The following is a 13,691-nucleotide window of genomic DNA, read 5'->3' as shown; positions in this document are numbered from 1 at the left end:
AAAATACTTAGAGAGTTTTGTTCATGTGTACGTGCTGAATGCCGGCCTCCATAAATAGATCACCTTCGCGACTAAATCCTTCGCGTTTATAAAAGGGTTCCGCCGAAATTTGCGCATTCAATTGCACCGCGTACATACCGCGAATTTTTGCTTGTGCCATCAATTGACGCAAGATTTCTGCGCCCACGCCGCAGTTACGCGCCGAACTTAACACAGCCATGCGACCGATATGCCCATCTGGCAATAAACGGCCTGTGCCTATCGCATTGCCTTGTGCATCGTAAGCAACCGCATGCAAGCACTGCGCGTCCATCACATCCCATTCCAGTTCTGCGGGAATTTTTTGTTCCTCAACGAATACCGCGGTACGCACAGCTTGTGCGTCTGACTGTAACTCTGACCATTCACCTAACTTAATTTGTATTTCGGGACTCATGTAAATTCTCACTCCTTATCTCTGTGATAAAACGCTCACGGAATCAAGCGCACCAATTGTTTTCCGAGATTTTTACCTTTTAATAAACCGATAAATGCCTCAGGTGCCGCAGCTAAATTCGGTGCAATACTTTCTCTGAATTTCAACTTGCCTTGTGCGACCAGCATGCCTAATTCCTTTAAGCCTTGTGGCCATAAATCTAGATGTTCAGAAATAATAAAGCCACGTAGAGTCACGCGCATACTGAGCAAAATGCGCGCGTTATGTATTGCCATGTCGCCACCGTCATAGCCTGCAATCATGCCGCACAGCGCTATCCGCGCAAACGGATTCACACGCGCCAAACAAGCGTCAAAACTCGCGCCGCCGACGTTTTCAAAAATCGCATCGATGCCATTTGGCGTTGCCGCTACGAGTTGTTCTTCTAAGTTTCCCGCTTTGTAGTCGATACAAGCATCAAAGCCCAACTCATTGACCACGTAAGTACATTTTTCTAATCCTCCAGCGATACCGACCGCGCGACAACCGCGCAATTTGGCTAATTGTCCAACCACACTACCTACCGCACCGCTGGCTGCCGAGACGACGATGGTTTCGCCTTCTTTTGCTTGCATAATTTGGGTCAGACCATACCAAGCTGTCATGCCTGGCATACCTACTGCACCAAGATAGGCGGATAGTGGAATATGTGTCGTATCGAGTTTGCGTAATAGCGTTCCATCAGAGACACCCATTTCCGCCCACCCCATCATGCCTATGACTTTGTCACCAATTTGAAATTGTGGATTTTTGCTAGCGACAATTTCACCTACCGTGCCGCCTATCATCGTTTCATTTAAGGCTTGTGGTGCTGCATAATTCTTGGCATCGTCCATGCGTACGCGCATATAAGGATCGAGTGAAAGAAAATGATTGCGAATTAAGACTTGACCGTCTGCGATAGTTGGCACTGGCACAGTCTCAAGACGAAAATTTTCTGGTGTGACCACGCCAATGGGACGCGAAGCTAAAACGATGCGTTGGAAGTGATTAGACATTTTAAATATTCTCCAGTTTTTCTCGCCTTTTACATTTTCAGGAGAGGAATTAATCACTTATAGGGCGGGTGCAACCTGCGCCGCCAGAATGCAATGTAAGCGAGACCGATTTATGTGCGGCGCGGCTTACACCCGCCCTACGAAATTACCAAATACTTTCAAGCTTAATCACTGCCGCCCATCTTCACTAATCCAGCTTTGGATTTCAGGCTACGCAAATACTTATACGTCCCCATCGCTTTCGCGACTAATTTGTCACCACTCCAAATTTCACCGTCGCAAAAGCACATAGTAGTCGATTGATGAAAGGCGACGCTGCGCGCTTCAAGTCGACCGCCTACTACACCACCTGGTTGCAAGAAAGTGGTTTTCATCTCTACCGTAACAACGCCCTTTTGATCGTCATGCAAAGAGCGTCCTGCCATTGCCATGACCACGTCGAGCAAAGTCATTAGTACCCCACCATGGGTAATCTGCCAGCTATTCATGTGGTGATGGTGCAGATCTAAATACAAATTAGCTTTGCCCTCTTTCATCTCGCCTGAAGCGATGCCGAGATAGTCGAGGAAGGGATTTTCGATTTGCGAAATCAGACTAGAATTTTGGGGCGAATCAGACATCTTTTTAATCATCAAAATAAATTGGTAAACCTAAAAACGTGTTTATAAAACCTCAAACAAACCAGCAGCGCCCTGACCACCACCGATGCACATAGTGATCACCACAAACTTGACGCCCCGGCGTTTGCCTTCCAAAAGTGCGTGTCCTGTTAGGCGTGCCCCCGAAACACCATACGGATGACCAACGGCAATCGCACCACCATTCACATTCAAGCGCTCCATCGGGATTCCGAGCTTGTCGGCGCAATACAAGACTTGCACCGCAAACGCTTCATTGAGTTCCCATAGGCCGATATCGTCTACGCTTAAACCAGCGCGCTTGAGTAACTTAGGAATCGCAAATACGGGGCCGATACCCATTTCATCAGGTTCACAACCCGCCACAGCGAAGCCACGAAACACGCCCAATGGCTGCAAGCCTTTACGTTCAGCGACTTGGGCATTCATAACGATGGTCATCGCCGCACCATCGGAAAATTGACTGGCATTTCCTGCCGTAATAACGCCATTGGGCAACGCCGTTTTGATCTGCGCAACCGCCTCTAAGGTCGTTCCAGCTCGTATGCCTTCATCGGCTGCAATCGTCACTTCGCGCAAATGATGCTCGCCGGTTTCTTTGTCGGTGACGCGCATGGTCGTCGTTACAGGAATAATTTCAGCATTAAATAAACCGGCTGCTAAGGCTGCGCTAGCGCGTTGCTGACTGCGTACGCCATATTCATCCTGGCGTTCGCGTGAAATCTGATAGCGCTTGGCAACGACCTCCGCAGTTTCGAGCATAGGCATATAAACCTGCGGAATATGTTGTTGCAGCCACGGATCATTCAGCATGTGCTTATTCATCTCGTTTTGTACACAAGAGATAGACTCAACACCACCTGCTGCGATGATATCGACTTCGCCTGACATCACGCGTTGCGCGGCTAGCGCGATGGATTGCAATCCTGATGAGCAATAACGATTAATTGTAATTCCAGGCACGGTGACGGGACAACCGGCACGCAGGGCGATCTGACGTGCAATATTACGACCATTCGCACCTTCGGGAAATGCGCAACCGACCATCACATCTTCGATTTCAGCGGCATCTAGATTGGCTCTCTGAATAACTGCTGCGAGTGCCGGCCCTGCCATACTCGCCCCATGCGTCATGTTAAATGCACCTTTCCAAGACTTTGCTAATCCGGTGCGCGCTGCCGCCACGATCACTGCATCTGTCATATTGTATCCGTATTTTTTTGTATGAATTAGTATTCTGCGGTCAGGATCACATGCGTATCCATCACTTGTAGCCTTGCATTTGAACCTTGCATCAGACTCGCTTTATCGTCGCAGTGACCAAATGGTAGCCCTGTAATAATTGGTGTCGCGAAAGTCCCGCGTAAAAACTTCAACATCGCGGCAAAATCATAGCCGTTGTCTTGCGGCGCTAAACGGTATGCAGAAAAATTTCCCAAGATGATCGCCTTTTGCTTTGCTATGACACCAGCCATGTGGAGTTGTAACAGCATGCGCTCGACGCGATATGGATGTTCAGCAATATCTTCGACAAATAAAATCCCGCCTTCGATTTCGGGGAAGTATTCGGTGCCGAGTAAATGACAAACCATTGCTAAATTGCCGCCCCATAAAGTGCCTTCAAGATCCAAGTTCGCACTTTGATCCGATTCAAATTCGAGATGCGTTTTCCTTTTATGTAGTGCTTGCAGAAATTGACCTTGTGTAAAAGGACGCAAGTCATCGCGGGTGAAGTCGTTGCATAGCATAGGGCCACACAGACTAGCTGTGCCAGTCTTGGCTAACATCGCCAACTGCAAAGCATTGAAGTCGCTATAACCGACAAACCATTTGCCGCTATCTGCAATTTTTTGTAAATCGATGCTAGGCAAAATGCGTGACAAACCATAGCTACCTCGCAGTCCCATCACAATATCGATTTCGGGATCGTTTATCGCCGTATGCAGTTGAATTAAACGCTCTTGATCGGTCGCACCAAATCGCTCGAAACGATCCGCATGTTGGTAGTGGTTGATGACCTTAAAACCAGCATTTCTGAGTGTCTGAATTCCTGCTTCAAGATTAGTGTCATCTAAAGCAGCACCGCTGGGAGCAACGATGGCAATGCAAGGATGTTCAGGTAGTATTTTGGGAAAAGAAATGTGCATCGCTAATGACTCATATTCAGTAATCAGCGATCGATATCGGCTATCACTCGCCTAGGTTGTCTGATGGAATACGCGATTCTACCGCGGCACGACGACGCTCAGCAAAGAAATCCTTGAGTAGCTGCACACATTCCTCCGCCAATACGCCAGAAACCACTTCAGCGTGGTGGTTCAATTTTTCTTCTTTGAATAAATCGACGATAGAGCCACATGCGCCCGTCTTGAAGTCATGTGCGCCAAAGACTATGCGAGAAAACCGAGCATGCATCAACGCTCCGGAACACATGACACAGGGTTCTAATGTCACATAGAGTTCACAACCAGGAAGGCGATAATTGCCAAGCACCTCAGCTGCCGCACGCATGGCAATGACTTCGGCATGGGCTGTCGGATCGTGTGTAGCTATCGGTTGATTAAAGCCACGGGCGATGATCGCACCATCTTTGACGACTACCGCACCAACCGGAACTTCACCCGCTTGCCATGCGAGTTTGGCTTGCACGAGGGCTTCGCGCATGAAAGACTCATCTCGATTCGTAGAGCTCAGCGCAGAGTCAGACTCAATCGACATGATTAATTAACCGTCAATCTCCGCCCAGCAATTAGGCGTTTCGTACAAAGTGATTTTTGTCAGAGACAAATGTCGACCATAGCGATCGTGATAGACGTCTTTCAGCATATCAAACGCGATCTTCGCCAGGTTTTCTACCGTAGGCACTCGATCAATTACTACCGTTTTATGCCCGGGCATACTCTCTAAGAATTGACGCACGGCGGTATCTTTTTCATAGACGATAAACGCGTGATCCCACAGATCGACCAGATGTTTGTTGGCTAGCGCTTTGATATCGCCAAAGTCCATGATCATGCCATTGTCAGATTCACCGTCTTTTTCGACGACATCACCAGTCAAGGTAATCAGCAAGGTATAGCGATGCCCATGCAAATTGCGGCATTGGCTATTGTGATCGGGAATCCGATGTCCGGTATCGAATTCAACTTTTCTGGTAATGGTTAACATGTATTGCCTGTGTACATAAGGTCGGACAGAGTGTGAAAATCACGCAATGTCGACAACTAATAAAAATCTATTTAAGGAATTTGCAGTAACTTATGCGTCTGCAAACTTAACTTCCATTTCGGATTGGCTTTGCAATAATCGATTGCCTTGTGCAGATTATCCTGCAATAAAGGGCCATCCATCGCTTGCAGATAATGATGGGTAAAATCGAGCGCTTCGTAAGACTTCAAATCTTGTCCCAGCTGCGGAATCACAACTTTCAACTCGTCGCCTTTACGCACCACGAGTTGTGAACCCATTTTTGGGCTTACACAAATCCAATCCACACCGTTCGGTACTTCTATCGTGCCATTGGTTTCTATCGCAATTTCAAAACCGACATCATGCATCGCATCGATTAAAGCTTCATCTAATTGCAGCAAAGGTTCGCCACCTGTGAAGACTACAAACTTACTTGCTTCATGCGTGTCTGGCCACAAAGCACTAATACGCGCAGCAATAGCTTGAGGTGTCTTGAATTTACCACCGCCATCACCATCGGCACCAACGAAATCCGTATCGCAAAACTGGCAAACTGCGGAGCTACGATCTTCCTCGCGCCCCGTCCACAAATTACAACCAGCAAAACGACAAAACACAGCAGGCCGCCCAGAATGTGTGCCTTCGCCCTGCAAAGTGTAAAAAATTTCTTTAATGCTGTAGCTCAAGATATTGATCCTATTGGGGAAATTGGTGTGCCGAAAAACCGATTAAGCGAGATGCAGTGCTAGGCGCGAAACGTAGCAATATGTCGATATTGCGAGGCTTCGCAACGACGCAATGCGCTCGCTTATGCGGTTTGGCGGTGCGACAAATTTATTCCCATTCTATTGTTGCTGGCGGCTTTCCAGAAATATCGTACACCACACGATTAATCCCACGCACTTCATTAATGATGCGATTTGACACTTTACCCAACAACTCATGTGGCAAATGTGCCCAATGCGCTGTCATGAAGTCTTGCGTTTGAACTGCCCGCAAAGCAACCACATACTCATAAGTACGACCATCGCCCATCACGCCAACGGATTTTACGGGCAAGAACACTGCAAATGCTTGGCTAGTCGCGTCATACCAAGTTTGTGGTTTTTCGGCGTTTGGATCAACGTAAGTATTACGTAACTCTTCGATAAAAATCGCATCCGCACGGCGCAGCAAATCGGCGAAATCTTTCTTCACTTCACCCAAGATGCGTACGCCCAAACCTGGACCTGGGAAAGGATGACGGTACACCATGCTGTGTGGCAAACCTAAAGCGACGCCAAGTTTACGCACTTCGTCTTTAAACAATTCACGTAATGGTTCTAATAATTTCAGATTCAGCGTATCTGGCAAACCACCAACATTATGATGACTCTTAATGGTGTGTGAACCTTTTTTGCCTTTGCCAGCACTCTCAATCACGTCTGGATAAATGGTTCCTTGCGCCAGCCATTTTGCATTTTTGAGCTTGCCAGATTCAACTTGGAATACTTCGACAAATTCACGACCGATAATTTTGCGTTTTGCTTCTGGATCAGTCACGCCAGCCAGATGTCCCATGAACTGCGCTGTGGCATCTACATGAATGACCTTCACACCCAGATTTTCCGCAAACATTTCCATGACCATTTTGCCTTCATCGAGGCGCAACAGGCCGTGATCGACAAATACGCAAGTTAATTTATCACCGATCGCACGATGAATTAATGCTGCTGCGACGCTACTATCCACACCGCCAGACAAACCGAGGATCACTTCGTCGTCACCCACTTGAGCGCGAATCGAGGCAACCGCTTCTGAGATGTAATCTGGCATATTCCAGTCAGATTTGCAGCCACAGATATCATGCACAAAGCGACCAATGATTGCTTCACCTTGAATCGTGTGCGTCACTTCTGGATGGAATTGCACTGCATAAAAACGACGATCTTCATCCGCCATTGCGGCGATTGGGCAATTGTCGGTCGATGCCATTAATTTAAATCCTGCTGGCATTTCATTGACTTTATCGCCGTGGCTCATCCAAACCTTGAGCATGCCGTGACCTTCAGGGGTCACGAAGTCATTGATACCTTCTAATAATTTGGTATGACTACGCGCACGAACTTCTGCATAACCAAATTCTCTTACTTTTCCGTTTTCGACTTTGCCACCAAGTTGCTCCGCCATGGTTTGCATGCCATAACAAATCCCTAAAACTGGCACGCCAGCGTCATACACAGCCAGCGGCGCACGTGGTGTATCACCTTCCGTCACACTACTTGGCCCGCCTGACAAAATAATTCCAGCTGCGCCGTAGTTGCGAATAAATTCATCGCTAACATCATAAGGATAAACTTCTGAGAACACACCAGCATCACGAACACGGCGTGCGATTAATTGAGTGACTTGGGAACCAAAGTCGAGGATAAGGATTTTTGAGTGCATGATTCTATTAAATATTCAAAGAGGAATATCGATTTATTCAGACTCCGCCTGAATAATCGTGTTATGTTCTAATCGCCGTGCGGCAAGTAGGGCTTTTTCGGCGTAATTAATGAAAATTTCTGGCGCAACATCAGGGAACACACTGGTTGATGCTATGCCTATGCTGATATTGATGTCTAAAGCCTCATCATCAATGGCTTCAGGATGCGTGATCACTGAAAGCCGGATCCGCTCTGCTACAGCCGACGCAACTAAATTTGAGGCGCCTGGCAACACAATCAAAAATACATCAGCTTCAAATCGCCCCAAGGCATCAAATGGACGTATACAAGAACGAATCCGACTTGCTACTTTTAACAGGAAGGAATCGCCGATACTGACACCGAGCCGTTCACGAATATTTTGGTATTGATTGACGCTAATAAAAAGCAAAGACACCGGTTTCTCGGCTTTTAAGCAACGTTCTAATTCAATTCCTAAAGAACGTGAGATTGCCGAGCGATTCCACATTCCCAACACGGGATCGAGTAAGGCGTCGCGCTTCAAATTGCGAATTTGTTTTATCAGATCCAATTGCTGTAATTTCAAAGCGCCTATGACCAACTCGCGCTCCACCATCACTGCCAAATCTGCAAACAACAATCGCGACTCGTCATCGAATTCGTGTTCAGCATAATCGATTAAATAAATACAACCGATCACGCTGTTATTTTCATCAAATAAGGGGTGTTGGGCACAAAAAACAATACGAGGTTCACCCGCCACAAATGGGTGCTTTGCAAACTCTTCCTCGAAATTCAGATTGTTATAAACCCGGATTTCTTCGCAAAAGCCCAGCTGCTCGCAGAAACTCGCTTCTATGCCCACCATCGATTGTTCACCTCGATCGAAGCGTTCCAACAGCTTCCCGAAACTGACAATACAGTTCGCAACCCCAAACAAACGCACGCCCAAACGTTCAAATCTGGCGACTTTCGCTTCATATTTATCTGGATCGACACGAGTATTACCCATGCCATCCAAAAACAAATCCATACGACTAGCACGTTCTAAGGGTGTCACCATTTATCGGCTCCGTAGTTGAAACACTTCTAAATTTCGTGAACAAACCTACATTTAATCGGCGCGATAGTTAGGGGCTTCTTTCGTGATTTGAACGTCGTGAACATGAGATTCACGCATACCAGCCGAAGTAATTTCAACAAATTCAGCTTTATCGTGCAAATCTTGTATCGACGCACATCCGCAATAACCCATAGAGGAACGAACGCCACCGACCATTTGATACAAAATCGCGAGCACACTGCCTTTATAGGGGACACGTCCCTCAATACCTTCAGGTACCAATTTATCCGCATTATTCGCCGCATCCTGGAAGTAACGATCAGCAGAACCATCTGCCATCGCCCCCAAGCTTCCCATGCCGCGATAAGATTTATAGCTACGGCCTTGAAACAAGATAACCTCACCTGGTGCTTCTTCGGTACCAGCAAACATACTGCCCATCATCACCGTCGATGCACCGGCAGCTAAGGCCTTGGAAACATCACCAGAGAAACGAATACCTCCATCAGCAATACAAGGTACACCAGTTCCGCGCAAAGCAGCGGCAACATTCGCGATGGCAGTAATCTGCGGCACACCAACACCAGCAACAATACGGGTCGTACAAATAGAGCCAGGACCAATGCCTACCTTGACTGCATCAGCTCCATGCTCAACCAAAGCTAAAGCCGCCGCAGCGGTTGCGATATTGCCGCCTATGACTTCGATATGTGGATAATTTGTTTTTACCCAACGCACACGATCAAGTACCCCCTTGGAATGACCATGCGCTGTATCGACCACGATGACGTCAACCCCAGCCTTTGCTAACAAATCTATACGCTCGTCATTATCAGCACCAACACCAACAGCAGCACCAACGCGCAATTTCCCTTGTTCATCTTTCGATGCCAGCGGATGTTCGGTCGACTTTTGAATATCTTTTACGGTGATTAAACCGCGCAATTCAAACGCATCATCAACAACCAATACACGTTCGAGGCGATACTTGTTCATTAAGCGTTTTGCTTCGCTCAGATCTGCGCCTTCTTTAACAAAAACCAATTTATCGCGCGGAGTCATTTTGGCTCGAACTTCAGCGTCCAGCTCTTGTTCAAAACGCAAATCACGGTTAGTAATAATACCAACCACCGTTTTACCTTCAACAACTGGAAAGCCGCTAATACCGTGCTGCAAGCTCAACGCAATAACGTCGCGAATCGTGGTAGAAGGAGCGATCGTAATTGGATCGCGCAAGACACCAGATTCAAAACGCTTCACCTTCGCGACTTCGCGTGCTTGTTCTTTTGGCGTTAAGTTTTTATGAATAATACCAATACCGCCCTCTTGAGCCATCGCGATCGCCAAGCGACCTTCAGTCACCGTATCCATCGCAGCGGATACCAGAGGTATATTAAGTTTGATCTTACGTGTCAAATTAGTCGAAAGAGAGGTATCTTTCGGAAGAATATTTGAGTAAGCTGGGACGAGCAACACATCATCGAAAGTGAGTGCTTTTTGAAGAAGACGCATAGTGTTTCCTATAGGCGCAAAAGCAAATTATACAGAAAACTTGCCGATCCGTCTCGTTCCGTGTAAAACTCACTGTAAATTCTTCAAAATCTTGCCATTACCGCATAAAAAATCGAGTAGATCATGCAAAAAAAAGCTTTTTTCTCAATAATCAGTATCAGTTTGACCTTGACTTGCGCCAGCACCGCATTTGCTCAATACATTTGGCTCAATGATAAAGGTGTCAAACAGTATTCCGATCATCCACCGCCAAAATCAGTGCCCAAAGATAAAATAGTAAAATCACCGTTCGGAGTTTCCCGCCCTAGTGAAAATACCGCTTCCGAGATCAAAAACAATGACGCCACGAAGAGCGAAATTGAAAAAATTGAAAAACCAGTTACGCTTGCGAAAAAGAACGAAGAGTTCAATAAGCGCAGGATAGCCAAAGAAGAAGCAGAGAAGAAAGCAGAAACCGAGCAGCAAAACACCGAAGTGAAGGCCAGAAACTGTGAGCGTGCCAAGTCTTATAAGCAATCGTTAGACGAAGGCGTCTTGATCATGACGCGCAACAAGAATGGGGAAAGAATTCCATTAGACGAAACACAAAGAGCAAAAGAAGCGGCGGAAGCGAAAAAAATCTTAAATGAATGCTAAGCCCTGTGTAATTCCCACTCGAACAAGACCTACATTTTGCCGGATTTATGTTCACGTTTGGCACGTTTTCTACGTGCGTCCATAGGCGCGGCAATGAGCGGACGGCAAATCTCAACACGATCACCGGGGGACAATACAAAGTCCCCTTTTCTCTTTTTTCCGTAAATGGCAATTGCTGAACACGGGTCCAGCATGGTTTCTAAGTCGCCGGGCAAGCTAGCTTGCAGGCTTAAAAGAAACTGACTTAGGGTAGTTCCCGGTTTTGTTTGCAGATCGAGCAAAACCGGTGCCTGCCCTGGAATCGAGTAGCATAATTGAATAGGAATCAAAAGATGCTCTGAGGTGATCGGTTTATTTGGCATAGATTACATCTGCCCGCGCACAAAACGCATCGACGAAACTATTAGAGATTTTGCCGAACACAGGGCCAATCAGATGCTCCAGCAACTTACTGGAAAATTCATAACGCAAATTAAATTCAATCTTACAGGCATCACTACGTAAGGCGGTAAAAGTCCAATGTCCATGCAAGTGTTTGAATGGGCCATCGATCAGATGCATTTCCATGGTATGCGGCGGGGAATTCACATTTTGCGTAGTAAAACTTTGCTTGATGCCGTGATAATTGATGGATAATGTGGCCTTGAGTTGCTGGCCTGATCGCTCTTGAACATCGACGCCGCCACACCAAGGCAAAAACAATGGATAATCTTCAACTTTTTCAACCAGCGCGAACATTTGTTCGGCACTATAGGAAACTAAAACGTTTTTTTGGACGACTGCCATTATCTCTAGTCATTTGGTATGATCACAAACCGAATTTTAACCGAAACACCCCACTTCTCGGTGAATAAGCGTAAATCAGCGCCCGCCTCACCTTGCAAGCTATAAAAATACAAAAAAAATTAGTATGAGTATTGCAGATAATAAAAAAGCATTTCACGATTATTTCGTTGAAGAACAGTTTGAAGCGGGCATCGTGCTGCAAGGCTGGGAAGTCAAAGCGATTCGTGCTGGACGTGTGCAATTGAAAGAGGCCTACGTCATCATCAAGAATGGCGAGATTTTCTTATTTGGCGCGCACATTGGCGCCTTACCCACCGCATCGACCCATATCCATCCCGACTCGGTAAGAACTCGCAAATTATTATTGCACGCAGAAGAGATAAAAAAGCTAATCGGTAAAGTTGAACGTTCCGGCTACACCATGGTGCCGCTCAATATGCATTATCTAAATGGTCGGGTGAAATGCCAAATTGGTTTAGCCAAAGGCAAAAAGCAACACGACAAACGCGACTCAGAAAAAGAACGTGATTGGCATCGTGAACAGCAAAAAATTATGAAGCAACACCGCCGCTAATTCTTTTCTTGGCGCTTTTGATAAATATCTTCCCTTGCTTCGCGGATTTGTCTTCGCAATGCCATACGTTCTTCTGGCGTCAGTCGATTAAATCTAGGTAATGGGCGCTGCCCCAATTCTGGTGCTGGACGTGGCGGAGGTAGATTCACTTTGTCCTGCAGTGGCGGCGGTCGTTGCATTCTTTCATTTTGACGCATTTCACGCTCGAGGCGTTCCTGACGTTCAAGTTGCCTTATCGCACGAAATTCTTCAATGCGGCGCTGACGCATTTCAAGCTTTCTATTCATCTCAAAATTAGTTTGTTGCGCATACACTGTTCCGACATCAACAAGACCGATGACCAACAGCGCACTCAACAAACTTAATTTCAAATTACTTTTCTTCACAGAAAACTTTCAAAATACCTTCAACAAAAACATCATTAAATTTTTTCAAACCAATCTCCCGAGGAGAATATTTTATTCTTAATGCAGACTTCACATCAACTCTGACTAAGGAGAGTGTAAAGAGAATGCGGCATGATGAACAGATGATTTCTGTAATGTCTGTAACACTTTGTAATGCACACAAAAATCTATGAAAAAAAGTCTATTTTAGCAGTAAGATAAGCCTATTCCTCTTAGAAAATTGATCAAAATGAGCGACTCCAAAGCAAAAATTTTAGTGGTTGACGACGATATCCGTTTGCGTGACTTGTTGCGTCGTTATTTAACTGAACAAGGTTTTCAAGTCGTGATCGCGGAAAATGCGACGGCAATGAACAAGCTCTGGTTGCGCGAGCGTTATGATTTATTAGTTTTAGATTTGATGTTACCGGGTGAAGATGGCTTATCGATTTGTCGCCGCCTGCGCGGTGGTGGCGACAAAACACCGATTATTATGCTGACGGCAAAAGGCGAAGACGTGGATCGCATTATTGGTTTAGAAATGGGGGCTGATGATTATTTGCCCAAACCATTCAATCCGCGTGAATTAGTCGCCCGTATCAACGCCGTATTGCGACGTCGTGGACCAGACGAAGTGCCCGGCGCTCCATTAGAACAGGGACAGGTTTTTCAATTCGGCGAGTTCTGCTTAGATTTATCTAACCGTAGTCTCAAGCGCAAAGATGAACAAATCAATTTAACGACCGGTGAGTTTTCAGTTTTAAAAGTATTTGCCCGCCATGCACGACAACCCTTATCCCGGGAAAAGCTCATGGAGTTGGCACGTGGCAGAGAATACGAAGTGTTTGACCGTAGCCTTGACGTCCAGATTTCACGTTTGCGTAAATTAATAGAAAAAGACCCGAGCAGCCCGCAATACATACAAACGGTCTGGGGTTTGGGTTATGTTTTCATCCCTGATGGACAATCGAAATAGGCCTTCGTTTTTTAGCCAACCAGGTCAAA

At 46.3% G+C, this 13,691-nt stretch carries 17 protein-coding genes; 3 read left to right on the top strand and 14 right to left on the bottom strand.

Going from position 1 to position 13,691, the window contains the following annotated elements; genetic code table 11:
* Window positions 1-7: 7 nt before the first annotated feature.
* From AC1RR2_RS00540 to guaB, 11 genes are all read right to left on the bottom strand, one after another.
* A complete protein-coding gene (locus tag AC1RR2_RS00540; RefSeq protein ID WP_493220346.1) occupies window positions 8-436 on the bottom strand; it encodes a GNAT family N-acetyltransferase in 429 nt (142 codons plus the stop codon).
* A 35-nt stretch (window positions 437-471) separates the two neighbouring features.
* Window positions 472-1,473 carry an NADP-dependent oxidoreductase gene (locus AC1RR2_RS00535; RefSeq protein ID WP_493220345.1) on the bottom strand — a complete coding sequence of 334 codons (1,002 nt, stop codon included), beginning with the start codon at window positions 1,471-1,473 and terminating at the stop codon, window positions 472-474.
* 164 nt (window positions 1,474-1,637) lie between these two features.
* A complete protein-coding gene (locus tag AC1RR2_RS00530) occupies window positions 1,638-2,093 on the bottom strand; it encodes a PaaI family thioesterase (RefSeq protein ID WP_493220344.1) in 456 nt (151 codons plus the stop codon).
* A gap of 42 nt (window positions 2,094-2,135) precedes the next feature.
* Window positions 2,136-3,314, bottom strand: coding sequence for an acetyl-CoA C-acyltransferase (locus tag AC1RR2_RS00525; protein ID WP_493220343.1), 1,179 nt, complete (start codon window positions 3,312-3,314; stop codon window positions 2,136-2,138).
* A 26-nt stretch (window positions 3,315-3,340) separates the two neighbouring features.
* Window positions 3,341-4,258, bottom strand: coding sequence for an LD-carboxypeptidase (locus tag AC1RR2_RS00520; protein ID WP_493220342.1), 918 nt, complete (start codon window positions 4,256-4,258; stop codon window positions 3,341-3,343).
* Window positions 4,259-4,301: 43 nt separating this feature from the next.
* A complete protein-coding gene (tadA, locus tag AC1RR2_RS00515) occupies window positions 4,302-4,829 on the bottom strand; it encodes a tRNA adenosine(34) deaminase TadA (protein ID WP_493220341.1) in 528 nt (175 codons plus the stop codon).
* A gap of 6 nt (window positions 4,830-4,835) precedes the next feature.
* Complete coding sequence (queD, locus tag AC1RR2_RS00510; protein ID WP_189344196.1) at window positions 4,836-5,279, bottom strand: 6-carboxytetrahydropterin synthase QueD; 444 nt, start codon at window positions 5,277-5,279, stop codon at window positions 4,836-4,838.
* A gap of 71 nt (window positions 5,280-5,350) precedes the next feature.
* Window positions 5,351-5,986 (bottom strand): 7-carboxy-7-deazaguanine synthase, encoded by a 636-nt coding sequence (gene queE / locus AC1RR2_RS00505; protein WP_493220340.1) that lies wholly within the window; start codon window positions 5,984-5,986, stop codon window positions 5,351-5,353.
* Between the two features lie 148 nt (window positions 5,987-6,134).
* Window positions 6,135-7,727: a glutamine-hydrolyzing GMP synthase gene (gene guaA / locus AC1RR2_RS00500; RefSeq protein ID WP_493220339.1), complete on the bottom strand. Its 1,593-nt coding sequence runs from the start codon at window positions 7,725-7,727 to the stop codon at window positions 6,135-6,137.
* Between the two features lie 33 nt (window positions 7,728-7,760).
* Window positions 7,761-8,792, bottom strand: a complete 1,032-nt coding sequence (locus tag AC1RR2_RS00495) for a GGDEF domain-containing protein (RefSeq protein ID WP_493220338.1) — start codon at window positions 8,790-8,792, stop codon at window positions 7,761-7,763.
* 51 nt (window positions 8,793-8,843) lie between these two features.
* Complete coding sequence (guaB, locus tag AC1RR2_RS00490) at window positions 8,844-10,304, bottom strand: IMP dehydrogenase (RefSeq protein ID WP_493220337.1); 1,461 nt, start codon at window positions 10,302-10,304, stop codon at window positions 8,844-8,846.
* A 123-nt stretch (window positions 10,305-10,427) separates the two neighbouring features.
* Between guaB and AC1RR2_RS00485 the strand changes: the two genes are divergently transcribed.
* A complete protein-coding gene (locus tag AC1RR2_RS00485) occupies window positions 10,428-10,940 on the top strand; it encodes a DUF4124 domain-containing protein (protein WP_493220336.1) in 513 nt (170 codons plus the stop codon).
* Between the two features lie 29 nt (window positions 10,941-10,969).
* Here AC1RR2_RS00485 and AC1RR2_RS00480 read toward each other — a convergent pair whose 3' ends face one another.
* Together AC1RR2_RS00480 and AC1RR2_RS00475 are read right to left on the bottom strand one after the other, a co-directional pair.
* A complete protein-coding gene (locus AC1RR2_RS00480; protein ID WP_493220335.1) occupies window positions 10,970-11,302 on the bottom strand; it encodes an RnfH family protein in 333 nt (110 codons plus the stop codon).
* On the bottom strand, window positions 11,292-11,726 hold the full coding sequence (locus tag AC1RR2_RS00475; protein WP_493220334.1) for a type II toxin-antitoxin system RatA family toxin: 435 nt from the start codon (window positions 11,724-11,726) through the stop codon (window positions 11,292-11,294). The genes AC1RR2_RS00480 and AC1RR2_RS00475 overlap by 11 nt, the downstream gene beginning before the upstream one ends.
* Window positions 11,727-11,790: 64 nt before the next feature.
* On the opposite strand from AC1RR2_RS00475, the gene smpB reads away from it, so the two are divergent.
* Window positions 11,791-12,300, top strand: coding sequence for an SsrA-binding protein SmpB (smpB, locus tag AC1RR2_RS00470; RefSeq protein ID WP_493220685.1), 510 nt, complete (start codon window positions 11,791-11,793; stop codon window positions 12,298-12,300).
* Here smpB and AC1RR2_RS00465 read toward each other — a convergent pair.
* Window positions 12,297-12,686, bottom strand: a complete 390-nt coding sequence (locus tag AC1RR2_RS00465) for a hypothetical protein (protein ID WP_493220333.1) — start codon at window positions 12,684-12,686, stop codon at window positions 12,297-12,299. The two genes, smpB and AC1RR2_RS00465, sit on opposite strands and share 4 nt — an antisense overlap.
* A gap of 250 nt (window positions 12,687-12,936) precedes the next feature.
* On the opposite strand from AC1RR2_RS00465, the gene ompR reads away from it, so the two are divergent.
* On the top strand, window positions 12,937-13,662 hold the full coding sequence (ompR, locus tag AC1RR2_RS00460; protein ID WP_493220332.1) for an osmolarity response regulator transcription factor OmpR: 726 nt from the start codon (window positions 12,937-12,939) through the stop codon (window positions 13,660-13,662).
* Window positions 13,663-13,691: the final 29 nt, after the last annotated feature.

The organism is Undibacterium sp. GW821-FHT11H02 (genome assembly GCF_058808015.1).
Note: the sequence above shows the minus strand (reverse complement) of the source record. Positions and strands in the feature narration are given on the sequence as shown.